The following is a 19,805-nucleotide window of genomic DNA, read 5'->3' on the forward strand; positions in this document are numbered from 1 at the left end:
TCCAGCGTCCACCCGAAAATACGTTTACAAGTGCTTGATTTGAAAAGGCTCAACCTTGTGCAGACACGCGGTCAGCTTGACTTTGCAGCTTGTTCAGCGCGCTCAGATAAGCCTTGGCCGAAGCCACAACGATGTCCGGGTCCGCACCGACGCCGTTGACAACGCGGCCGCCGTGTTGCAGGCGCACGGTCACTTCACCCTGGCTTTCGGTCGAACCACTCGTGATGGCGTTGACCGAATACAGAACCAACTCTGCCCCGCTTTTGACGTGGCTTTCGATGGCCTTGAGTGAAGCGTCCACCGGACCGTTTCCGTCCGATGCGCCGCGAATTTCCTTGCCCTCGATCGTGAAGACAACTTCAGCATGCGGACGTTCCCCGGTTTCGCTGCGCTGGGACAGGGAAACCAGTCCGTACCGTTCCTTTTCGGTGGTGACGCTCTCATCGCTGCACAGCGCGAGGATGTCCTCGTCGAAGATCTCGCTCTTGCGATCAGCCAGTTCCTTGAAGGCGGCGAATGCGGTATTGATCTCGCTTTCCGACTCCATCTCGATGCCCAGTTCCTGCAAGCGCTGTTTGAAGGCGTTGCGACCACTGAGTTTGCCAAGCACGATCTTGTTGGCGCTCCAGCCCACGTCCTCGGCCCGCATGATTTCGTAGGTATCACGTGCCTTGAGCACGCCGTCCTGGTGAATGCCAGACGCATGCGCAAAGGCATTGGCACCGACCACGGCTTTGTTGGGCTGCACCACGAAGCCTGTGGTCTGGCTGACCATGCGGCTGGCGGGCACGATCTGCGAAGTGTCGACGCCAACGTCGAGGTTGAAGTAGTCGCGTCGCGTCTTGACCGCCATCACGATTTCCTCCAGCGAACAGTTGCCGGCACGCTCCCCGAGGCCGTTGATCGTGCATTCCACCTGCCGGGCACCACCGATCTTCACGCCGGCCAGCGAGTTCGCGACCGCCATGCCCAAGTCGTTGTGGCAGTGCACCGACCAGATGGCCTTGTCAGAGTTCGGGATCCTCTCCCGCAGTGTGCGGATGAAATCGCCATACAGCTCGGGCACCGCATAACCCACGGTGTCAGGAATGTTGAGGGTGGTTGCCCCCTCATTGATCACAGCTTCCAGAACGCGACACAGGAAATCAATATCGCTGCGGTAGCCGTCTTCCGGGCTGAACTCGATGTCCTCCACCAGGTTGCGCGCAAATCGCACCGACTGCTTGGCCTGCTCAAACACCTGATCGGGTGTCATGCGCAGCTTCTTCTCCATGTGCAGCGAACTGGTGGCGATGAAGGTGTGGATACGTGCGCGGTTGGCACCACGCAAGGCTTCAGCCGCGCGGGCAATGTCGCGATCGTTGGCACGTGCCAGCGAACACACCGTGGAGTCCTTGATGGTGTTGGCGATCGCCTGCACGCAATCGAAGTCACCGTTGGAGCTGGCCGCGAAGCCCGCTTCGATCACGTCGACTTTCAGGCGCTCCAGCTGGCGTGCAATGCGCAGCTTCTCGTCCTTGGTCATGGACGCGCCCGGCGACTGTTCGCCGTCTCGCAAGGTGGTGTCGAAAATGATCAACTTGTCGCTCATCTCAGTTCTCCGGTGTGTGGCCTCGTGGACCACTCTTGAAAAAACCCGCAGTTCCAAAACAAACGGCCCGCTGCGGGTGCAAACGGGCCGTTGTGCTGGAAAACGCGCGCGCTATTCCGCCTGCCCGTGAAGGACACCCAGTAGTAGCGCGAACGAAATGCGATTCATGGCAGGCAATGTAGCACAAAGGTGGCTCTGCACGGATAGAGGAAATCCATGCCCTTGATTGGCATGAGACGTTACTCGTGCAGTCCCCGCTCCTCGGGCTCATCGGTCGAGGTGCTGATCACGCTGGTGGGGCGCCCCTTGGCCTTGCGCCACAGGTAGATGACATAGCCGGACAGTCCGTACAGAACAAACACGCCAAACAGCACCGTTGGAGGATGGATGTTGATCACGGCGATGCCGAGCGCCACCAGAACGATCGCCGCGAACGGCACACTCTTCTTCAGGCTCAGGTCCTTGAAGCTGTAGAACGGCACGTTGGTCACCATGGTCAGGCCAGCGAAAAGGGTAATGGCAAACATCGGCCAGACCAGATCTCCCCTGACCAGTTCCAGTTCATTGGCGAGCCAAATGAAGCCCGAAACCAATGCCGCCGCCGCTGGCGAAGGCAGGCCCTGAAAATAGCGCTTGTCGACTACGCCCGTGTTGACGTTGAAGCGGGCCAGGCGCAAGGCCGCGCAGGCGCAATAGACAAAAGCCGCTATCCAACCCCAGCGGCCGACATCCTTGAGTACCCAGACGTAGGCGACGAGTGCGGGCGCTGCGCCGAAAGACACCATGTCCGACAGCGAGTCCATCTGTTCGCCGAAGGCGCTCTGCGTATTGGTCATGCGGGCCACCCGCCCGTCCAGGCTGTCGAGCACCATGGCCACGAAGATGCCGACCGTGGCAAGGTCAAAGCGGCCATTCATCGCCATCACGATGGCGTAAAAGCCGCCGAACAGCGCTGCCAGCGTGATCATGTTGGGCAACATGTAAATGCCCTTGGGCCGGCGCACTTGGCCTGGAACGTTGTCGATGATGGGATCGGATCCGTCGTGCATGGATGAAGTCGCCTGACCCCTGAAGAGGGGCCGAAGCTGGCAGTGTAAGGGCTGGGGCTTCTGGCGCCAAAACGGACAAAGGCCACCGGAGTGGCCTTTGCTTTGCCAGCGGCCGCGAGGCCGCCTGGATCAGTTGCGGGTCTGGTCGACCAGCTTGTTCTTGGCGATCCAGGGCATCATGGCGCGCAGCTGGCCACCGACCACTTCGATCTGGTGATCGGCGGTGTTGCGGCGGCGGGCCGTCATGCTCGGATAGTTCAGGCGGCCTTCCTGAATGAACATCTTCGCGTAGTCACCGTTCTGGATGCGCTTGAGGGCGTTGCGCATGGCAGCACGCGACTGCTCGTTGATGACTTCCGGACCGGTCACATACTCGCCGAACTCCGCGTTGTTGGAGATCGAGTAGTTCATGTTGGCGATGCCGCCTTCGTAGATCAGGTCAACGATCAGCTTCAGTTCGTGCAAGCACTCGAAGTAGGCCATCTCAGGTGCATAGCCGGCTTCGACCAGGGTTTCGAAGCCCATCTTCACCAGCTCGACGGCGCCGCCGCACAGCACGGCCTGTTCGCCGAACAGGTCGGTTTCAGTTTCTTCCTTGAAGTTGGTCTCGATGATGCCGGCCTTGCCGCCGCCGTTGGCCATTGCGTAGCTCAGGGCGAGGTCGCGGGCCTTGCCTGACTTGTCCTGATGGATTGCCACCAGGTGAGGCACGCCGCCACCCTGGGTGTAGGTGTTGCGCACGGTATGGCCGGGGGCCTTGGGAGCGACCATCCAAACGTCCAGATCGGCGCGGGGCACGACCTGGTTGTAATGAACGTTGAAGCCGTGTGCGAAGGCCAGCGAAGCGCCTTGCTTGATGTTGGGGGCGACGTTGTTGCTGTAGACCTCGGCGATCTGCTCGTCGGGCAAAAGGATCATGACGACGTCAGCGGCCTTCACGGCGTCGTTGACTTCCATCACGGTCAGGCCGGCCTTGCCGACCTTGTCCCAGGATGCGCCACCCTTGCGAAGACCAACCACGACCTTCACGCCGCTGTCGTTCAGGTTCTGAGCGTGGGCGTGGCCTTGCGAGCCGTAGCCGATGATCGCGACGGTCTTGCCCTTGATCAGGCTCAGGTCACAGTCTTTGTCGTAGAAAACTTTCATGTTCAATCCTCTTTGGAATGTTGGTCTACCGTTCGTTCACGAGCCCGTCGAAGGCCCTCGACGGACCCAGCCCGAACGGTGCACTGGCTGAGCCCGAAAAACCCGCAATCTTAAACGCGAAGAATGCGCTCCCCGCGACCAATGCCACAGGAACCGGTGCGGACGGTTTCCAGAATCGCGGATCGGTCGATGGCTTCCAGGAAGGCGTCGTTCTTGCCCTGGTCGCCGGTGAGTTCGATGGTGTAGCTCTTCTCGGTCACGTCGATGACGCGGCCACGGAAGATGTCGGCCATCCGCTTCATTTCCTCGCGCTCCTTGCCCACGGCGCGCACCTTGACAAGCATCAGCTCGCGCTCGGTGTAAGCGCCCTCGGTCAGGTCCACGACCTTGACCACTTCGATCAGCCGGTTCAGGTGTTTGGTGATCTGCTCGATCACGTCGTCCGAACCCGTGGTCTGGATCGTCATGCGCGAAAGCGACGGATCTTCCGTGGGAGCCACGGTCAGCGATTCGATGTTGTAGCCACGCGCCGAGAACAGGCCCACTACGCGGGAGAGAGCGCCTGCTTCGTTTTCGAGCAGGACAGCGATGATGTGTTTCATGATGAAGATTCCTCTTTTCTGAGCCCTCCCCTGCGCACGGTAATGCGCAGGCTTGGCTGCAAATAGATTCGTCGGAGGACGCCAGCCCGGCTCAAGCCGGGACGGCGTCCGGGAAAAGGTCAGAGTTCTTCCGAACCCAGCAGCATCTCGGTGATGCCCTTGCCAGCTTCAACCATCGGCCAGACGTTCTCCGTCGGATCGGTGCGCACGTCGATGAAAACCGTGCGGTCCTTGATGCTGCGTGCCTCGCGAAGCGCGGCCTCCACGTCTTCAGGGCGCTCAACCAGCATGCCAACGTGGCCGTAGGCCTCGGCAAGCTTGACGAAGTTGGGCAGCGCATCCATGTAGCTGTGGCTGTAGCGGCCCTGATAGATCAGTTCCTGCCACTGGCGCACCATGCCCAGGTAGCGGTTGTTGAGCGACAGCACCTTGACCGCCGTGCCATATTGCTGGCAGGTGGACAGTTCCTGGATGTTCATCTGGATCGAGCCTTCGCCCGTGATGCACCAGCAGTCGGCCTGTGGCTTCGCGAGCTTGATGCCCATGGCGTACGGCAGCCCCACCCCCATGGTGCCCAGGCCACCGGAGTTGATCCAGCGGCGCGGCTCGTTGAACTTGTAGAACTGCGCGGCAAACATCTGGTGCTGGCCCACGTCCGACGTGATGTAGCAATCGTCGTCTTTGGTCAGGTTCCAGAGCGTCTCCACCACCATCTGCGGCTTGATGACCTGCGTGTTGGCGCGGTCAAAGCGCAGGCAGTCGCGCGAGCGCCAGCCTTCAATCGTGTCCCACCATGCAGCCAGCGCCTTCTCGTCGGGCTTGGACTGGGCTTCCCTGATCATGTTGATCAGCTCGGTCAGCACGTCCTTGACGTCGCCGACGATCGGCACATCGACCTTGACCCGCTTGGCGATGCTCGACGGGTCGATGTCGATGTGAATGATCTTGCGCTCCACCGAAGCGAAGTGCTTGGGGTTGCCGATCACGCGGTCGTCGAAACGGGCGCCCACTGCCAGCAGCACGTCGCAGTTCTGCATGGCGTGGTTGGCCTCGTAGGTACCGTGCATGCCCAGCATGCCCAGGAACTTTCGGTCGGTGGCCGGGTAGGCGCCCAGACCCATCAGTGTGTGGGTGACCGGGTACCCCAGCAGATCCACCAGCGCGCGCAGTTCGGGAACGGCATTGCCCAAAAGCACGCCGCCACCGGTGTAAATGTAGGGACGCTTGGCGTTGAGCAGCAGCTGCAGCGCCTTGCGGATCTGCCCGCCGTGTCCTTTGCGCACCGGGTTGTAGGAGCGCATTTCCACGGTCTCGGGATAGCCGGACCACGGAGCCTTGTTGAACGACACGTCCTTCGGGATGTCGACGACCACCGGGCCGGGACGCCCCGTGCGCGCGATGTGGAACGCCTTCTTCATCACGTCGGCCAGATCGCGCACGTCCTTGACCAGGAAGTTGTGCTTGACCACAGGGCGCGTGATGCCGACCGTATCGCACTCCTGGAACGCGTCGGAGCCGATGGCTGCCGAGGGAACCTGGCCGGTGATGACCACCAGGGGAATGCTGTCGGTGTACGCCGTGGCGATACCTGTCACGGCGTTGGTGACGCCTGGACCCGAGGTCACCAGTGCGACGCCGACGTCGCCCGTGGCGCGCGCATAGCCGTCGGCTGCATGGACCGCTGCTTGCTCGTGGCGAACCAGCACATGCTGGATGCTTTCCTGCTTGTACAGCGCGTCGTAAATGTAGAGAACGGAACCGCCGGGATAACCCCAGATGTACTTCACGCCTTCGGCTTGCAGGGCGCGCACCATGATCTCGGCGCCCATGAGCTGTTCGGTGGCGGGGGTCTGGCTGGCGGCAGCCGCGGCCAGTTCGGCCTTGTTGATTTCCATGATGAACCTTTCGAGAATTTCTCTGACGAAATACCTTGGGTGCCCCTTCGCCAGCTCTTGTGAAGCGGCGTCAGGACTTGAGGCCAAAGGACATGAGCGGACACATACCCCGCCGGACCTTGACCCGTTTGCCTTTTTGAATTGCAGCCTTGCATTATCGCACTGCAACAAGGCTTCAGACAAAATCGATGCGGATTCGTTGTTCCAGCCTTGGGGTTGATGGCCAGTGCGGATGCGACAATCCATGAACGATTCCGTGCGCGATCCGATGTCCGACACCTCTTCCAACGCTTCCAGTCTTCTTTCGCTGGTGGCTCCACCCCTGATGCGCCGCATGGCGGCCTGGCTCTACGAAGGCATGCTGCTTTTCGGCGTTGTCTTCATTGCCGGTTATCTGTTTTCCGCACTGACCCAGACCCGGCATGCACTGGACAACCGCCACTGGCAGCAAGCATTTCTGTTTATCGTCTTCGGCGTCTACTTCGTGTGGTTCTGGTCCAAGGGGCAAACCCTGGCCATGAAGACCTGGCACATCCGGGTGGTGGACGCCTCCGGTCAACCGCTTTCCCAACCAAGAGCACTGGTGCGTTACCTGCTCTGCTGGTTGTGGTTTCTGCCGCCGCTGGCGGTCGCAGGCTTGTTTGGCCTTCCCGGCGGCGAGCTGGCGGTGATCATGATCGGCTGGGTGCTGTTCTGGGCCCTGCTCTCCCGTTTCCACGCCCAAGGGCAATTTGTTCACGACGCCCTGGCGGGGACCCGCCTGGTGCACCACAAGCCTGCGGCGACTGGCCGGCGGGCCAAGTTCTGGCACCCATGAACTCACGAGAAGCGACCGACGCACAAAAGCAGCGCCGTGGCCTCAGCCGCATGTGGCACGCCTTCGGATATTCGCTGGCAGGACTTCGTGCGGGCTGGCGGGAAACCGCGTTCCGGCAGGAGGCTCTTGCGGCGATCGTATTGGTTCCGCTGGCGTTCTGGGTCGGTCGCAGCTGGACCGAAGTGAGCGTGCTGTGCGGCACCGTGCTGATCGTGATGATTGTCGAGCTGCTCAATACCGGTGTCGAATCGGCCATCGACCGCATCGGTCCGGAATGGCACGAGCTGTCCAAACGCGCCAAGGACATGGGCAGCGCCGCCGTGTTGCTGAGTCTGCTGCTGTGCGCGGGCACCTGGCTGGCAGCGATTGCCAGCCGCTGGATCTGAACCGAGTGAACCCATGAACACCCCTGCTTTTTCCCTTTGCGTCTATTGCGGCTCACGGCCCGGAGCCAATCCTGCGTTCAGCACTGCCGCCAAGGCCGTTGGTGAATGGATCGGCCGACACGGCGGTCAGCTCGTCTACGGTGGCGGCCACAACGGGCTGATGGGTCAACTGGCCGACGCGACGCTGGCCAGCGGCGGCCGTGTGGTCGGCATCATCCCCAAGGCGCTGGTGGAACGGGAGTGGGCGCACAAGGGCTGCAGCGAGCTGCATGTGGTGGACACCATGCACGAACGCAAGCGCATGATGGCCGAGCGGGCCGACGCCTTCCTGGCACTGCCTGGCGGCATCGGCACTTTTGAGGAATTTTTCGAGGTCTGGACCTGGCGCCAGCTCGGCTACCACGACAAGCCCGTGGGCCTGCTCAACGTGGATGGCTATTACGACGGGCTGATGAGCTTCATCGCCCACAGTGTCGACCAGCAATTCATGGGGCCTTGGCAGACAGAACTGATTCGCGTCGGAGCCGACTGGGAGCGCTTGCTGCCCGAACTGGTGCAGGCCGGCGGCGTGACGCCTGCCGACCGCCTGGACCGGGTTTAGACCGCGGTCTCGTCTTCTTCGCCGGTGCGGATGCGCACCACGCGCTCGACCGGGGTCACGAAGATCTTGCCGTCGCCGATCTTGCCGGTGCGTGCGGCGCGCACGATGGCGTCGACACAGCGGTCGACATCGGCCGACTTGACCACCACTTCCAGCTTCACCTTGGGCAGGAAGTCCACCACATATTCCGCGCCACGATAGAGCTCCGTGTGGCCCTTCTGGCGACCAAAACCCTTGACCTCCGTCACGGTCAGCCCGGTCACGCCCTGTTCGGCCAGGGCCTCCCGCACTTCTTCGAGCTTGAACGGTTTGATGACGGCGGTGATCTGCTTCATGCGGTTGTCTCTATGAGGACCAATGGGAGGGCTACGCAAAACTGTATCACGCACCTGCCGCCGATCTGCTCTACGGGCCTTCGTCAGACTGGTAAGGCGGCAATGCTGCGCCGCAGTGCATGCAGAATCGTGCTTCGGGCAGGTGCTCTTCGGTCAGGCATTCGTGGCAGGTGCGTGTGGTGGCGGCCCTCTTCTGCCGCCCAACGTTGCTCATTTCGACCGTCACGATGCCTGTGGGCACGGCCAGGGTGCCCCAGCCCAGCAGCATCATCACGCTCGCGATGAACCGACCCGTGGTGGTGACCGGCGAGATGTCGCCGTAGCCGACGGTGGTCATGGTGGTCACCGCCCAGTAAATCGAGGTGGGAATGCTGGTGAACCGGTTCTCAGGTCCTTCCACCACGAACATCACGGTGCCCATGATCACCGTGACGATGACCACGAACGAGAGAAAGATGAAGATCTTGCGTGCGCTGTAACGGATGGCCAGCAGCAGGCTGCGGTATTCACTGACGTAGGCGCTCAGTCCGAAGATGCGGAACACCCGCAGCAGGCGCAGCACCCGCACATCGATGAGTGCATGCATGCCCGGAAACAGCACCGCCAGATAGGTCGGAAGCAGCGACAGCAGATCGACGACGCCGAAAAAGCTCTTGGCATATCGAGCGGGGTGACGCACGCAGACCAGCCGCAACAGGTACTCGACCGTGAAGATTGCCGTGAACACGATCTCAAGCACACGGAACACATCCCCGTGACGCACATGGAGGTCAGCAACGCTGTCGGCCATCACCACTGCCACGCTGAGCAGAATCAGCAGCAGCAGCGACACGTCAAAGGCCTTGCCAGCCCGGGTGTCGGCTTCGAAGATGACTGTGTAGAGCTTCTGCCGCCACCCCGTGAGCGGTTTGCCCAGACGCTCCTGCTGTGCCTGTTTGAACGCGGTGGAGCCCGAATCTTTCATAGAGGGCAACTTTCCACAACCATCATGCACGGTACTTGCTTGTGATCGGATAGCGCCAGTCCTTGCCGAAGCTGCGGTGGGTGACGCGGATGCCGATCGGCGCCTGGCGGCGCTTGTATTCGTTGATGCGGATCAGCCGCACCACCTTGTCGACGTCTGCCTGCGGGTAACCCTCAGCCACGATTTCGGCCGGGCTGCGGTCGTTTTCCATGTAGCGCTCGATGATGGCATCGAGCACGGCATATTCCGGCAGGCTGTCCTGGTCCTTCTGGTCCGGCCGCAACTCGGCGCTGGGCGGGCGCGTGATGATGCGTTCGGGAATCGGGTTGGCGCCGGTACCGTACGGATCGTGCGCATTGCGCCAGCGCGCCAGAAGGAACACCATGGTCTTGGCCACGTCCTTGATGACGGCGAATCCGCCAGCCATGTCGCCGTAGAGCGTGCAGTAGCCGGTCGCCATCTCGCTCTTGTTTCCGGTGGTCAGCACGATGGAACCGAACTTGTTGGACAGCGCCATCAGCAGGGTGCCCCGGATGCGAGCCTGCAGATTTTCCTCGGTGGTGTCCTCCTGTCGGCCCTCGAACAGCGGCTGGAGGGAGTCCTTGAACGCCTCGAATTCCGTGCCAATCGCGATCTCGTCGTAGCGCACCCCCAAGCGCGCGGCCATGTCGCGCGCGTCGATCCAGGAGATGTCCGCCGTGTAGGGCGACGGCATCATGACCGCGCGCACCTTGTCCTTGCCTAGTGCATCGACCGCGATCGCCAGCACCAGGGCCGAGTCGATGCCACCCGACAGTCCCAGCAACGCTCCGGGAAAACCGTTCTTGCCCAGGTAGTCGCGCACGCCCAGCACCAGAGCGTGCCACAAGTCGGCTTCCTGGCTGTGGGGACGATCAACGTCTGCAGCGATGCGCCAGTCGGCACCCTCGCGCCTGAAGCTGACGGTGAACAGCGCCTCTTCGAAACTGATGGCCCGCCCGACCAGGGAGCCCGCGGCGTCGAGCACGAAACTGCGGCCTTCAAACACGATCTCGTCTTGCCCGCCCACCAGGTGGGCGTAGACGATTGGCAGACCCACTGCCAGGGCGCGTTCACGCATCGTCGCTTCCCGCTCCCCGCCCTTGCCCGTATGAAAGGGTGAGGCATTGATGATCGCCAGCAGGTCGGCGCCAGCGGCCTTGGCGTCCGCTGCCGGAGCATCGAACCAGGCGTCTTCGCAGATCAGCAGACCCACGCGCACCTTCTGCCCATCGGTTCCCTCCACGTCGAACACACAGGGCTGCTGGCCCGGCACAAAGTAGCGGCGCTCGTCGAACACCTGGTAGTTGGGCAACTCGCGCTTGGCGTAGGTGTGCGTGATGCGCCCCTCGTTGATCACGCTGGCCGCATTGAAGAGTCCTGCCACGGACACGCTGCGGTTGCGCCGACCGGACGAATCCAGCCGAGCCGGATGACCCACCACGATGTGCAGGCCTTTGAGGTCTGCGGTCTCGGCCACCAGCCATTTGAGTGCATCATCACAGGCGTCGATGAACGCAGGCCGCAGGAAGAGGTCTTCGGCCGCATAGCCACACAAGGCGAGTTCCGGCGTCAGCAGCACGGCAACACCGAGGGCATGGGCGCTGCGCGCCGCATCGGCGATGCGACGGGCGTTGCCCGCCATGTCACCCACCACGAAATTGAGCTGGGCCACACAGATCTTGAGCGTCATGGAATCGGAAGAACGGAAAGAGACGGCGAGGACTGGCGGGGCGAACGGGGAGCTCGCAGCAGCCTCGGGCGGGGCGTCGGACGATTATGTCATCCGGGTATTGGATTCGCCCGAGCGGATCCCCGCCGATGCATGGAACGCACTGCTGGCCTTGCAGGGCGATGCCAGCCCCTTCATGCGACACGAATACCTGTCCGCAATGCACGACAGCGGCAGCGCCACAACCCGGACGGGCTGGCAGCCCCGCTTTCTCACGTTGTGGCGCGGTGACGTCCTACAAGCTGCCTGCCCACTGTTCCACAAGGCGCATTCGTACGGTGAGTACGTGTTCGACTGGGCCTGGGCCAATGCCTACCGCCAGCATGGTCTGGACTACTACCCCAAGGGTCTGGTGGCAGTACCGTTCACGCCAGTGCCTGGGCCCCGGCTGCTGGCGAGGGACGCCAATGCCCGTGCAGCACTGGTCCAGGCGCTTCTGGAACACGCAGGGTCCGAGCAGCTGTCGTCGATGCACCTGCTTTTTCTGTCTGATGCAGATGCCCAAGCCTGTGCAGACGCAGGACTGATGCTGCGGCACACCGTGCAGTTCCACTGGACCTCCACGGGGCTCGGGACCTTCGACGGGTTTCTGGCCACTCTGCAACAGGAAAAACGCAAGAAGATCCGGCAGGAGCGGCGCAAAGTCGCCGATGCCGGCGTGCGGTTCCGGCACGCACAAGGGAAAGACATCTCCGCGGCCGACTGGAACTTCTTTTACCGTTGCTATGAGCGCACCTATCTGGAGCACGGCAACCCGCCCTACCTCAGCCGCGACTTCTTTGTCCGGATGGCCGAGACCATGCCCGAACACTGGTTGCTCTTCATTGCGGAGCGAGACGGCCAACCCATGGCCGCCAGCCTGATCGGCATCGACTGTGAGCAGGGCGTCGCCTTTGGACGTTATTGGGGCGCGCTGGAACGGGTGGACTGCCTTCACTTCGAGGCCTGCTACTACCAGCCGCTGTCCTGGTGCATCGAACACGGCTTCCGGCGTTTCGAAGGCGGCGCCCAGGGGGAGCACAAGATGGCGCGGGCGCTGATGCCGGTACGCACCACCAGTGCGCACTGGCTGGCCCATCCGGCCTTCGCGGAGGCGGTAGAACGCTTTCTCGAACACGAAGACCAGGAGATCCACGGGTACCTGGAGCATCTGTCCAGCCGCAGTCCGCTGAAACCAGGCGTTGGCCTGTGACTTCGCCATCGCCGACAATGTGTTGTGCAAAGGCTCTCTCCAGGAGCACTTTCATGCCACAAGTCACGGCGTGCAACCCATTGGGGTGCGTCCATTCGTATTATTTGGTTACAAGTTCTTTACAATTGTGCTCATGGATCAAGCCGACGCCTTTTTTACGCAGACCGTCGTCGGTGCGCCTTTCACCGCCCTGCTCGGCCGACGCCGCTCACCCGGACAGCCCAGTCCCGAGGGGCTGAACGTACAGTTGGCCACTGGTGAACACCAGCTCACCCGGCTCTGGCGTGACTGGATCGTGCTCAGCCACGCCTGTGACCCTGTCGGTCAGCCGCGTTCGCGGCCTGGCAAGCTGCGTGGGCTGCTTGAACGGCATGCACTCTGGCTGGCCGTCCTGGGCCTGACCTCGCTGCTGGTGACGGCCGCCATCTGGGGGGTCTTGCTATGGAAATGAAGCTGCCTCAGGACACGTTGACCATCGACCCCATCGCCATGAATGTGGTGAACCGGGTTGCGGCCGGCTGCCGGCTCGATGGGGAGCTGCAGTTTGATGGTGGACTGCTGGTCCAGGGAGAGATTTCAGGGCAGATCCGGGTCAACGGTCGACTGATCGTCTGGAAAGGTGGTGTGGTGCGCGGCACCGTGCGCGTGAACGGAGACTTCTACCTGTTCGGCCAGCTGGGCGCGCACGACGCCTCGGCGCAGGACACGCAACTCGAATGTGTGGGCATGGCCTATGTCGCCCAGACAGGGATTTCGACTGGAACCCTGATGGCCAAACGGTTACAGCTGTACGAGGGCGCGGATCTTCGCGGGCCTTTCAAGACGCTAAAGTTGGGGGGCAGCCTGCCCATCTTGCACGACGTGCAACCCGAGCAGCCCTTGAGAGCACCCGGAAGCCGAACATGAAAGCACGCCGCTACATCCGCCCCGACCGCACCCACGAAGAGCCCTCAGAAACACCCTCCATGAACGACCAGAACCACTTTCCCGCCGTGCCCGGCCCGGTGCCGGACTACACACCCGACATGCCCCAGGCGCTGGAGGTCGATGTTGGCCGAGCCATGCCACCGGCCATGGCCGAAAACATTCCCATGCTGCAGTCCCAGGACAGCGGCCCGGCTCCGATCGACGCCACCGATGCCGCCAATGCACGCAGCATGCTGGCCGACGGCATCCACTTTGTCGGCAACGCCCTGTTGCGTGGTCCCTTCAGCGTGGCCGGCCAGGTGGACGGCAACCTGACCCAGGCCGACGGCATCCAGGTGTCGGTGGTTGTGACCGAAACCGGGCGTGTCAAGGGTGACATCACCGCACACAAGATCTCGGTCATGGGACACACCGACGGCGTGCTCGACTCCGGTCAGGGCGAAGTCTCGCTCCACGACTCGGCCAGCGTGCATGGTCTGGTGCGATACGGCCGCATCCAGGTCAATGGTGCAGACCTCAACGCGACGCTCGAACGGGTGGCGCCGGCACGGAAAGTGAACTGACGGCCTCATGCAGTGGCAAAGAAGCGAGGATCTGCCCACGCCGCACCCGACTCCGAAGTCCATTCCCGACTCGGATGCGGTGCGGCTGGCGGCGCTTCAAGCCAGCTGGAGCCGTGATCGCCGTGTCGCCCAGCGACGAATCGCCTGGCGCTGGACCACCTGGTATGCCCAACGTTATGCGCCGCATGTACTCGCTGGTCTGATGGTCCTGACCGGTTTCGCTCTCTATAAGGGTGTGCGCCCATCGTGGTCGTGGATGGCCCGCGATGCAGAGCAGCAGGCTTCGATGGAGGCGCCATCACCCCGCTACACACCTCCCTCGGTACCAACCTTGACAGCGCCCACCGAAGCCTCGCCCGTCCAACCTGAGGTCACGTCCCTCGACACCGACACACCGCTGGTTTTGCGCAACAGCCTGACGCTCGAACCCGGAACCACCCGTCCAGCGGCCGTTGCCGAAGCTTCTGCCGATACACTCTCTCTCAAACCCGAAAACTGGTTGCACAGCAAGGAGCCCTGATCCATGAGCCAAAACCCAGCGTCCACCCGCCTTGTCCCCGCCGAGCGCCTTTCCGCCATCACCAGCCTGATTGCCGAAGGTGCGGTGTTTGATGGCAACTTCCACACCAACCGCGACCAGGGCATCAAGGTGGACGGTCAGCTCAAGGGCAACATCACTTTTGAAACCGGCGGCACGCTCCACGTGGGCGCCACCGGCGTGATCGAGAACACCCGGCTTGAAGCCGACTACGTGTTCATCGAAGGCAAGGTGATCGGTACCGTGATCGCCCGCAAGGCGCTGGAAATCACCGGTTCGGCCACCCTGATCGGCGACGCCAGCTACGACGAGCTGATCGACATGCACCCCCGCGCCCGCGTCCGCGGAAAGATCGAATACCGCGGCGACATCGACGCCGTGCAGAACTGATCGGCCGCCGCCGTCCGCTCCAACAAAAAAGCCTGCCGGATTCCGGCAGGCTTTTTTGTTGGTCTGCGCAGCGACAACCTGCGCAGAGTCTCGATCAGGCCAAGGCCTTCTGGTATGCGGCGATGCCGTCCATGATTTCCTTGTGGGCGGCCTCGGGGCCTTCCCAGCCGCCGACCTTCACCCACTTGCCCTGCTCCAGGTCCTTGTAGTGCTCGAAGAAGTGCTCGATGGCCTTCAGGCGCATCGGGTTGAGGTCTTCGGGCTTGTTCCAGCGGCTGTAGAGCGACAGGATCTTGTTGGTCGGCACCGCCAGCACCTTGCCGTCTTCGCCGGCTTCATCGGTCATCTTCAGGATACCGATGGCGCGGCAGGGCACCACCACGCCGGGCATCAGCGGCACCGGCGTCACGACCAGCACATCCACCGGGTCGCCATCACCGGCGATGGTCTTGGGCACATAACCATAGTTGGTCGGGTAGTGCATCGCGGTGTTCATGAAACGGTCCACGAAGATCGCGCCCGATTCCTTGTCCACTTCGTACTTGATCGGATCGCCATTCATGGGGATCTCGATGATGACGTTGAACGCTTCGGGAACTTTGTCGCCAGGTTTGACGTTGTCGAGTGACATGGATTTTTCTGAGAGTTGATGGAAAACGGGAGGTCCTCTTGACGTGACTTGTCACGGACCTGACATGGGACGCGGCGATCGGGACCACCTGCGCTGGGGATTAACCCTGATTTTACTGATTCCAGCCTGACTTCCTGATGCAGATCAGTTCGCTTTTGAATCAATTCCCGCTACATTGGCCCCGTTGGCCAATCGCCCTGCTCCACCTCTGTGGTGCGTGACGGACGCGAGGAAGCAACGCAGCGGGGGCCTCCTCCAAGCGTTGCCCCCTCCAAGTCGAAACGAATGAGCAGGAGAAATCTATGGTTGGACAATCTGCGCTGATCTTTGCGCTGGTGTGTGGCCTGGTCGCCGTGGTCTACGGCTTCTGGTCCCGAAGCTGGATTCTTTCCCAGGACGCGGGCAACGCCCGCATGCAGGAAATCGCCGGAGCAATCCAGACCGGCGCTGCGGCCTACCTCGCCCGTCAGTACAAGACCATCGGCATGGTGGGCGTCGTGCTGGCCATTCTGATCGGTGTCTTCCTCAGTGCATCCACTGCCGTGGGCTTCGTGCTCGGCGCGGTGCTCTCGGGCGCCTGTGGCTTCATCGGCATGAACGTCTCGGTGCGGGCCAACGTGCGCACCGCGCAAGCCGCCACCAAGGGCATTGGCCCGGCGCTGGATGTGGCCTTCCGCGGCGGTGCCATCACCGGCATGCTGGTGGTGGGCCTTGGTCTGCTGGGTGTCGCGGGTTTCTTCTGGTACCTGCTGGGCACCGGGCCTTCCGGTACCGGGGCAGAACTGGGCAAGCTGCTCACCCCGCTGATCGGCTTCGCCTTTGGTTCGTCGTTGATCTCGATCTTCGCGCGACTGGGTGGCGGTATCTTCACGAAGGGCGCTGACGTCGGCGCCGACCTCGTGGGCAAGGTGGAAGCCGGCATTCCGGAAGACGATCCGCGCAACCCCGCCGTGATCGCTGACAACGTGGGCGACAACGTCGGCGACTGCGCCGGCATGGCCGCCGACCTGTTCGAAACCTACGCGGTGACGCTGATCGCGACCATGGTGCTCGGTGCCCTGATGGTCGCCGCAGCGCCCATGCAGGCTGTGCTGTACCCGCTGGTGCTTGGCGGCGTCTCCATCATCGCATCCATCATCGGCTGCTTCTTCGTCAAGGCCAGCCCAGGCATGAAGAACGTGATGCCGGCGCTGTACAAGGGCCTGGCGATTGCCGGCGTGCTGTCGCTGATCGCGTTCTACTTCGTGACGACGGCCGTGATTCCCGACAACGCCATCGCCGCCTCCGGCAGCCAGATGAAGCTCTTCGGCGCTTGCGCCGTGGGTCTGGTGCTGACCGCCGCACTGGTCTGGATCACCGAGTTCTACACCGGCACCCAGTACGCACCGGTGCAGCACATCGCACAGGCGTCCACCACTGGTCACGGCACCAACATCATTGCTGGTCTTGGCGTGTCCATGCGCTCGACCGCCTGGCCGGTGCTGTTCGTCTGTGTCGCCATCATCGTGGCCTACGCGCTGGCCGGCCTGTACGGCATCGCCATCGCCGCCACCTCCATGCTGAGCATGGCCGGCATCGTGGTCGCGCTGGACGCCTATGGCCCCATCACCGACAACGCCGGTGGCATCGCCGAGATGGCCGAATTGCCCAGCAGCGTGCGCGACATCACCGACCCGCTGGACGCCGTGGGCAACACCACCAAGGCCGTGACCAAGGGCTATGCGATCGGTTCGGCCGGCCTGGCCGCACTCGTGCTGTTCGCCGACTACACCCACAAGCTGGAGGCCTACGGCCACCACATCAGCTTCGACCTCTCCGACCCGATGGTGATCGTCGGCCTGTTCATCGGCGGCATGATTCCTTACCTGTTCGGCGCCATGGCAATGGAGGCCGTTGGCCGCGCCGCTGGCTCGGTGGTGGTGGAGGTACGCCGCCAGTTCAAGGAGATCAAGGGCATCATGGAAGGTACGGCCAAGCCCGAGTACGGCCGCGCTGTCGACATGCTGACCACCGCCGCCATCAAGGAGATGGTGATCCCGTCGCTTCTGCCGGTGGTGGTGCCAATCCTGGTCGGCCTGTTCCTCGGTCCGAAGGCGCTGGGTGGTTTGCTCATGGGCACGATCGTGACCGGCCTCTTCGTGGCGATCTCGATGTGTACCGGTGGCGGGGCCTGGGACAACGCCAAGAAGTACATCGAAGACGGCCACCACGGCGGCAAGGGCAGTGAAGCCCACAAGGCGGCCGTGACCGGTGATACCGTCGGCGACCCCTACAAGGACACTGCCGGCCCGGCCGTGAACCCGCTGATCAAGATCATCAACATCGTGGCGCTGCTGATCGTGCCGCTGCTGCCCTTGGCGGCCGGTTCCGGAAGTTCGGGCGCACATGAGGTACCGGCCCCAGCGGCCACGGCCCCGGCCGCAGCGCCCGCGGCGGCACCTGCCGCTGCGGTTCCCGCCGACGGCGCCTCGGTCGCTGTCGAAAACGGTGTGGTGAAGTTCTACTTCGCCAGCGGCAAGGCCGACGTGGCGGCCGAAGGCAGCAAGGCGCTGGAACAGATCGTGGCAGGCATCGCCGGTGGAAAGAAGGCCGTGATCAGCGGCTTCCACGATGCGTCCGGTGATCCCGCCAAAAACGCCGAGCTTGCCAAGGAGCGCGCCCAGGCTGTGGCGGCCCTGCTCAAGGCGGCCGGCGTGGCCGACGACAAGGTGGAGCTCAAGAAGCCTGAGCAGATGCAAGGCGACGGCCCGGCCCATCTGGCCCGGCGGGTCGAGGTCAGCCTGAACTGATTTACAGACTTCCCGCTGTCAGCCCCGTGAGTCCACCTTGCGGGGCTTTTTTCATTCATGAACCGGTCGGGCCAGACGCAGCACCACTTCGCTGGCGGTGGACGTCATTTCCGGAAGTTTGGCCGCCTTGCCTTGTTCAACTGCTTGCAGGATCAGCTCATTGATACCGCCCACAGCGGCAAGCGCGAGGGCGAAATCGATGCGGCCCTCTTCCTCCGAGCGTGTGCCGCGGGCCAGCGTGGCCACCAAGAAGTCGGCCAGTTCGGTCATCACCGTGCGACGCGCCTGGGCACCCGCATCACCCAGGTGCTGGATCTCGACGAACAGGGTGCGCAACAACTCCGGGCTGGTCGCCATGTGCGTCAGGTAAGCGTTCAGCGCTTCCTTGAGCTGTTGCTGCCAGGGGCGGTCCGCCGCCACCGCAGTCTTGAGCGTGGTCAGCGCGCTCGCGCTGACTGCCCGGTACAGGGCGAGGAAGCACTCTTCCTTGCTCCCGAAGTGCTCGTAAAACGTGCGTTTGGAGACACCGGCTTCCCGCACCACGTCTGCAATCGTGACCGCCGCGAGCCCTTTTTCTGCCGCCGTGAATCCCATGGCTTGCAGCAGTCGGCGGCGGTGGTCGGCTCCAGGCTCGTTCGGTGGCATGGCGCGATCTTAGACGGCGCACGGGGCTTTCCCACTTGACGCAAGCGTTCATCGGAACGAACATCGCGCATCTGGTACCAATTGGTACCGTGCCATTTTCATTCACCATGACCGCACTCGTCGTCCGCCGCCTCCTGATCGATCTGGACAAACCTGTCGCCCGGCACTGGTGCCAGAACGACGCCTTCCTCACAGCATGGTTCAACGCCCTGTCGATGAGCTTTCCGATCGGGGAGCAGTTCTTCATCGACGCTGTCCGCAACGGCTTCAAGTCTCTGCCCGCCGAAAAACAGGAACGCTTTCGCGACGAGGTGCAGGGGTTTGTCGGCCAGGAAGCCACGCACCGCCGCATTCACGGCCTGTTCAACGCCCAGATCGAAAAGCACGGCCTGCACAACCATTGGGAACCACGCGCGCGCCAGCGCCTGGCGCTGCTTGAAGGCGGCGACGTGCGACACAGCGTCGCCATCACGGCCGCCAACGAGCATTTCACTGCGCTGTTCGCCGAATGGATGCTGTCGCACCCCGATCTTCTGGAGCGCAGCGACCCGCGCCTGAAAACCCTCTGGCTCTGGCACAGCGCGGAAGAAGCGGAACACAAATGCACCGCGTTCGACATCTACCAGGCACTCGGCGGAAGCCACGCCTGGCGCGTGAGGTGGATGCGCCGGGTAACGGTCATCTTTCTGAGCGACGCCTTGCGGCAAACCGTGAGCAACCTGCGCGCGGACGGCACGCTGTGGCGCTGGTCCACCTGGCGCAGCGCTGCCCGCCACATGCTCGGACGCGATGGCCTGTTGCGGTCCAGCTATGGCGCATGGAAGCGCTACTTCCGCGAAGACTTCCACCCTGACCAGCAGGACAGTGGCCTCTCGGCACGTTGGCTGTCCGACAACGAGCAGGCCTATACGCGCGTCGGCGCCACGGCCTGATTGCCCTTGCAGGGCGACGGCCCGTCGCCCTGAAGGATATGCAGCGTCCACCATAATCACGC

21 protein-coding genes are annotated in these 19,805 nt (G+C 62.7%); 11 read left to right on the top strand and 10 right to left on the bottom strand.

Going from position 1 to position 19,805, the window contains the following annotated elements:
- Window positions 1-49: 49 nt before the first annotated feature.
- The 5 genes from ACLIJ1_RS06470 to ACLIJ1_RS06490 form a co-directional block, all read right to left on the bottom strand.
- A complete protein-coding gene (locus ACLIJ1_RS06470) occupies window positions 50-1,591 on the bottom strand; it encodes a 2-isopropylmalate synthase (RefSeq protein ID WP_411364649.1) in 1,542 nt (513 codons plus the stop codon).
- 239 nt (window positions 1,592-1,830) lie between these two features.
- Window positions 1,831-2,640, bottom strand: coding sequence for a CDP-diacylglycerol--serine O-phosphatidyltransferase (pssA, locus tag ACLIJ1_RS06475; RefSeq protein ID WP_411364650.1), 810 nt, complete (start codon window positions 2,638-2,640; stop codon window positions 1,831-1,833).
- A 129-nt stretch (window positions 2,641-2,769) separates the two neighbouring features.
- Window positions 2,770-3,786, bottom strand: a complete 1,017-nt coding sequence (ilvC, locus tag ACLIJ1_RS06480; protein ID WP_411364651.1) for a ketol-acid reductoisomerase — start codon at window positions 3,784-3,786, stop codon at window positions 2,770-2,772.
- A 110-nt stretch (window positions 3,787-3,896) separates the two neighbouring features.
- Window positions 3,897-4,388, bottom strand: coding sequence for an acetolactate synthase small subunit (ilvN, locus tag ACLIJ1_RS06485; RefSeq protein ID WP_411364652.1), 492 nt, complete (start codon window positions 4,386-4,388; stop codon window positions 3,897-3,899).
- Between the two features lie 119 nt (window positions 4,389-4,507).
- Entirely contained in the window at window positions 4,508-6,283 is a 1,776-nt protein-coding gene (locus tag ACLIJ1_RS06490) for an acetolactate synthase 3 catalytic subunit (RefSeq protein ID WP_411364653.1), read from the bottom strand.
- Between the two features lie 244 nt (window positions 6,284-6,527).
- Here ACLIJ1_RS06490 and ACLIJ1_RS06495 point away from each other — a divergent pair, with 244 nt between their 5' ends.
- The 3 genes from ACLIJ1_RS06495 to ACLIJ1_RS06505 are packed head-to-tail and all read left to right on the top strand — an operon-like array spanning window position 6,528 to window position 8,087.
- The gene (locus tag ACLIJ1_RS06495) at window positions 6,528-7,100 is read left to right on the top strand and encodes an RDD family protein (protein ID WP_411364654.1); all 573 of its coding nucleotides are present in this window, start codon (window positions 6,528-6,530) and stop codon (window positions 7,098-7,100) included.
- Window positions 7,097-7,486 (top strand): diacylglycerol kinase, encoded by a 390-nt coding sequence (locus ACLIJ1_RS06500; protein WP_411364655.1) that lies wholly within the window; start codon window positions 7,097-7,099, stop codon window positions 7,484-7,486. The genes ACLIJ1_RS06495 and ACLIJ1_RS06500 overlap by 4 nt, the downstream gene beginning before the upstream one ends.
- A gap of 13 nt (window positions 7,487-7,499) precedes the next feature.
- Window positions 7,500-8,087 carry a TIGR00730 family Rossman fold protein gene (locus tag ACLIJ1_RS06505; RefSeq protein ID WP_411364656.1) on the top strand — a complete coding sequence of 196 codons (588 nt, stop codon included), beginning with the start codon at window positions 7,500-7,502 and terminating at the stop codon, window positions 8,085-8,087.
- Here ACLIJ1_RS06505 and ACLIJ1_RS06510 read toward each other — a convergent pair.
- The 3 genes from ACLIJ1_RS06510 to ACLIJ1_RS06520 form a co-directional block, all read right to left on the bottom strand.
- Window positions 8,084-8,422, bottom strand: coding sequence for a P-II family nitrogen regulator (locus tag ACLIJ1_RS06510; protein WP_411364657.1), 339 nt, complete (start codon window positions 8,420-8,422; stop codon window positions 8,084-8,086). The genes ACLIJ1_RS06505 and ACLIJ1_RS06510 overlap by 4 nt on opposite strands.
- 70 nt (window positions 8,423-8,492) lie before the next feature.
- Window positions 8,493-9,386 (bottom strand): ion transporter, encoded by an 894-nt coding sequence (locus ACLIJ1_RS06515; RefSeq protein WP_411364658.1) that lies wholly within the window; start codon window positions 9,384-9,386, stop codon window positions 8,493-8,495.
- Between the two features lie 22 nt (window positions 9,387-9,408).
- The gene (locus ACLIJ1_RS06520) at window positions 9,409-11,097 is read right to left on the bottom strand and encodes an NAD+ synthase (RefSeq protein WP_411364659.1); all 1,689 of its coding nucleotides are present in this window, start codon (window positions 11,095-11,097) and stop codon (window positions 9,409-9,411) included.
- Here ACLIJ1_RS06520 and ACLIJ1_RS06525 point away from each other — a divergent pair.
- From ACLIJ1_RS06525 to ACLIJ1_RS06550, 6 genes are all read left to right on the top strand, one after another.
- On the top strand, window positions 11,096-12,328 hold the full coding sequence (locus tag ACLIJ1_RS06525) for a GNAT family N-acetyltransferase (protein ID WP_411364660.1): 1,233 nt from the start codon (window positions 11,096-11,098) through the stop codon (window positions 12,326-12,328). The two genes, ACLIJ1_RS06520 and ACLIJ1_RS06525, sit on opposite strands and share 2 nt — an antisense overlap.
- 133 nt (window positions 12,329-12,461) lie before the next feature.
- Complete coding sequence (locus tag ACLIJ1_RS06530; RefSeq protein WP_411364661.1) at window positions 12,462-12,779, top strand: hypothetical protein; 318 nt, start codon at window positions 12,462-12,464, stop codon at window positions 12,777-12,779.
- Window positions 12,770-13,234: a bactofilin family protein gene (locus ACLIJ1_RS06535; RefSeq protein WP_411364662.1), complete on the top strand. Its 465-nt coding sequence runs from the start codon at window positions 12,770-12,772 to the stop codon at window positions 13,232-13,234. The genes ACLIJ1_RS06530 and ACLIJ1_RS06535 overlap by 10 nt, the downstream gene beginning before the upstream one ends.
- Window positions 13,231-13,818 carry a bactofilin family protein gene (locus tag ACLIJ1_RS06540; RefSeq protein ID WP_411364663.1) on the top strand — a complete coding sequence of 196 codons (588 nt, stop codon included), beginning with the start codon at window positions 13,231-13,233 and terminating at the stop codon, window positions 13,816-13,818. Before ACLIJ1_RS06535 ends, ACLIJ1_RS06540 begins: the two co-directional genes overlap by 4 nt.
- Before the next feature lie 7 nt (window positions 13,819-13,825).
- The gene (locus tag ACLIJ1_RS06545; RefSeq protein ID WP_411364664.1) at window positions 13,826-14,338 is read left to right on the top strand and encodes a hypothetical protein; all 513 of its coding nucleotides are present in this window, start codon (window positions 13,826-13,828) and stop codon (window positions 14,336-14,338) included.
- A 3-nt stretch (window positions 14,339-14,341) separates the two neighbouring features.
- A complete protein-coding gene (locus tag ACLIJ1_RS06550; protein ID WP_411364665.1) occupies window positions 14,342-14,746 on the top strand; it encodes a bactofilin family protein in 405 nt (134 codons plus the stop codon).
- 94 nt (window positions 14,747-14,840) lie between these two features.
- Here ACLIJ1_RS06550 and ppa read toward each other — a convergent pair whose 3' ends face one another.
- A complete protein-coding gene (gene ppa, locus ACLIJ1_RS06555) occupies window positions 14,841-15,377 on the bottom strand; it encodes an inorganic diphosphatase (RefSeq protein ID WP_411364666.1) in 537 nt (178 codons plus the stop codon).
- Window positions 15,378-15,679: 302 nt separating this feature from the next.
- On the opposite strand from ppa, the gene ACLIJ1_RS06560 reads away from it, so the two are divergent.
- On the top strand, window positions 15,680-18,166 hold the full coding sequence (locus tag ACLIJ1_RS06560; protein WP_411364667.1) for a sodium-translocating pyrophosphatase: 2,487 nt from the start codon (window positions 15,680-15,682) through the stop codon (window positions 18,164-18,166).
- Window positions 18,167-18,217: 51 nt separating this feature from the next.
- Here ACLIJ1_RS06560 and ACLIJ1_RS06565 read toward each other — a convergent pair whose 3' ends face one another.
- Window positions 18,218-18,811 carry a TetR/AcrR family transcriptional regulator gene (locus ACLIJ1_RS06565; RefSeq protein WP_411364668.1) on the bottom strand — a complete coding sequence of 198 codons (594 nt, stop codon included), beginning with the start codon at window positions 18,809-18,811 and terminating at the stop codon, window positions 18,218-18,220.
- A gap of 107 nt (window positions 18,812-18,918) precedes the next feature.
- Between ACLIJ1_RS06565 and ACLIJ1_RS06570 the strand changes: the two genes are divergently transcribed.
- On the top strand, window positions 18,919-19,743 hold the full coding sequence (locus ACLIJ1_RS06570) for a metal-dependent hydrolase (RefSeq protein WP_411364669.1): 825 nt from the start codon (window positions 18,919-18,921) through the stop codon (window positions 19,741-19,743).
- The last annotated feature ends 62 nt before the right edge of the window (window positions 19,744-19,805 follow it).

Source organism: Hydrogenophaga sp. RWCD_12 (assembly GCF_046604225.1).
Taxonomy (GTDB): Bacteria; Pseudomonadota; Gammaproteobacteria; order Burkholderiales; family Burkholderiaceae_C; genus Hydrogenophaga.

Coding starts and splice junctions, on each gene's coding strand:
- ACLIJ1_RS06470 (WP_411364649.1), bottom strand. CDS start 1,591: ATGAGCGACAAGTTGATCATTTTCGACACCACCTTGCGAGACGGCGAA.
- pssA (WP_411364650.1), bottom strand. CDS start 2,640: ATGCACGACGGATCCGATCCCATCATCGACAACGTTCCAGGCCAAGTG.
- ilvC (WP_411364651.1), bottom strand. CDS start 3,786: ATGAAAGTTTTCTACGACAAAGACTGTGACCTGAGCCTGATCAAGGGC.
- ilvN (WP_411364652.1), bottom strand. CDS start 4,388: ATGAAACACATCATCGCTGTCCTGCTCGAAAACGAAGCAGGCGCTCTC.
- ACLIJ1_RS06490 (WP_411364653.1), bottom strand. CDS start 6,283: ATGGAAATCAACAAGGCCGAACTGGCCGCGGCTGCCGCCAGCCAGACC.
- ACLIJ1_RS06495 (WP_411364654.1), top strand. CDS start 6,528: ATGAACGATTCCGTGCGCGATCCGATGTCCGACACCTCTTCCAACGCT.
- ACLIJ1_RS06500 (WP_411364655.1), top strand. CDS start 7,097: ATGAACTCACGAGAAGCGACCGACGCACAAAAGCAGCGCCGTGGCCTC.
- ACLIJ1_RS06505 (WP_411364656.1), top strand. CDS start 7,500: ATGAACACCCCTGCTTTTTCCCTTTGCGTCTATTGCGGCTCACGGCCC.
- ACLIJ1_RS06510 (WP_411364657.1), bottom strand. CDS start 8,422: ATGAAGCAGATCACCGCCGTCATCAAACCGTTCAAGCTCGAAGAAGTG.
- ACLIJ1_RS06515 (WP_411364658.1), bottom strand. CDS start 9,386: ATGAAAGATTCGGGCTCCACCGCGTTCAAACAGGCACAGCAGGAGCGT.
- ACLIJ1_RS06525 (WP_411364660.1), top strand. CDS start 11,096: ATGGAATCGGAAGAACGGAAAGAGACGGCGAGGACTGGCGGGGCGAAC.
- ACLIJ1_RS06520 (WP_411364659.1), bottom strand. CDS start 11,097: ATGACGCTCAAGATCTGTGTGGCCCAGCTCAATTTCGTGGTGGGTGAC.
- ACLIJ1_RS06530 (WP_411364661.1), top strand. CDS start 12,462: ATGGATCAAGCCGACGCCTTTTTTACGCAGACCGTCGTCGGTGCGCCT.
- ACLIJ1_RS06535 (WP_411364662.1), top strand. CDS start 12,770: ATGGAAATGAAGCTGCCTCAGGACACGTTGACCATCGACCCCATCGCC.
- ACLIJ1_RS06540 (WP_411364663.1), top strand. CDS start 13,231: ATGAAAGCACGCCGCTACATCCGCCCCGACCGCACCCACGAAGAGCCC.
- ACLIJ1_RS06545 (WP_411364664.1), top strand. CDS start 13,826: ATGCAGTGGCAAAGAAGCGAGGATCTGCCCACGCCGCACCCGACTCCG.
- ACLIJ1_RS06550 (WP_411364665.1), top strand. CDS start 14,342: ATGAGCCAAAACCCAGCGTCCACCCGCCTTGTCCCCGCCGAGCGCCTT.
- ppa (WP_411364666.1), bottom strand. CDS start 15,377: ATGTCACTCGACAACGTCAAACCTGGCGACAAAGTTCCCGAAGCGTTC.
- ACLIJ1_RS06560 (WP_411364667.1), top strand. CDS start 15,680: ATGGTTGGACAATCTGCGCTGATCTTTGCGCTGGTGTGTGGCCTGGTC.
- ACLIJ1_RS06565 (WP_411364668.1), bottom strand. CDS start 18,811: ATGCCACCGAACGAGCCTGGAGCCGACCACCGCCGCCGACTGCTGCAA.
- ACLIJ1_RS06570 (WP_411364669.1), top strand. CDS start 18,919: ATGACCGCACTCGTCGTCCGCCGCCTCCTGATCGATCTGGACAAACCT.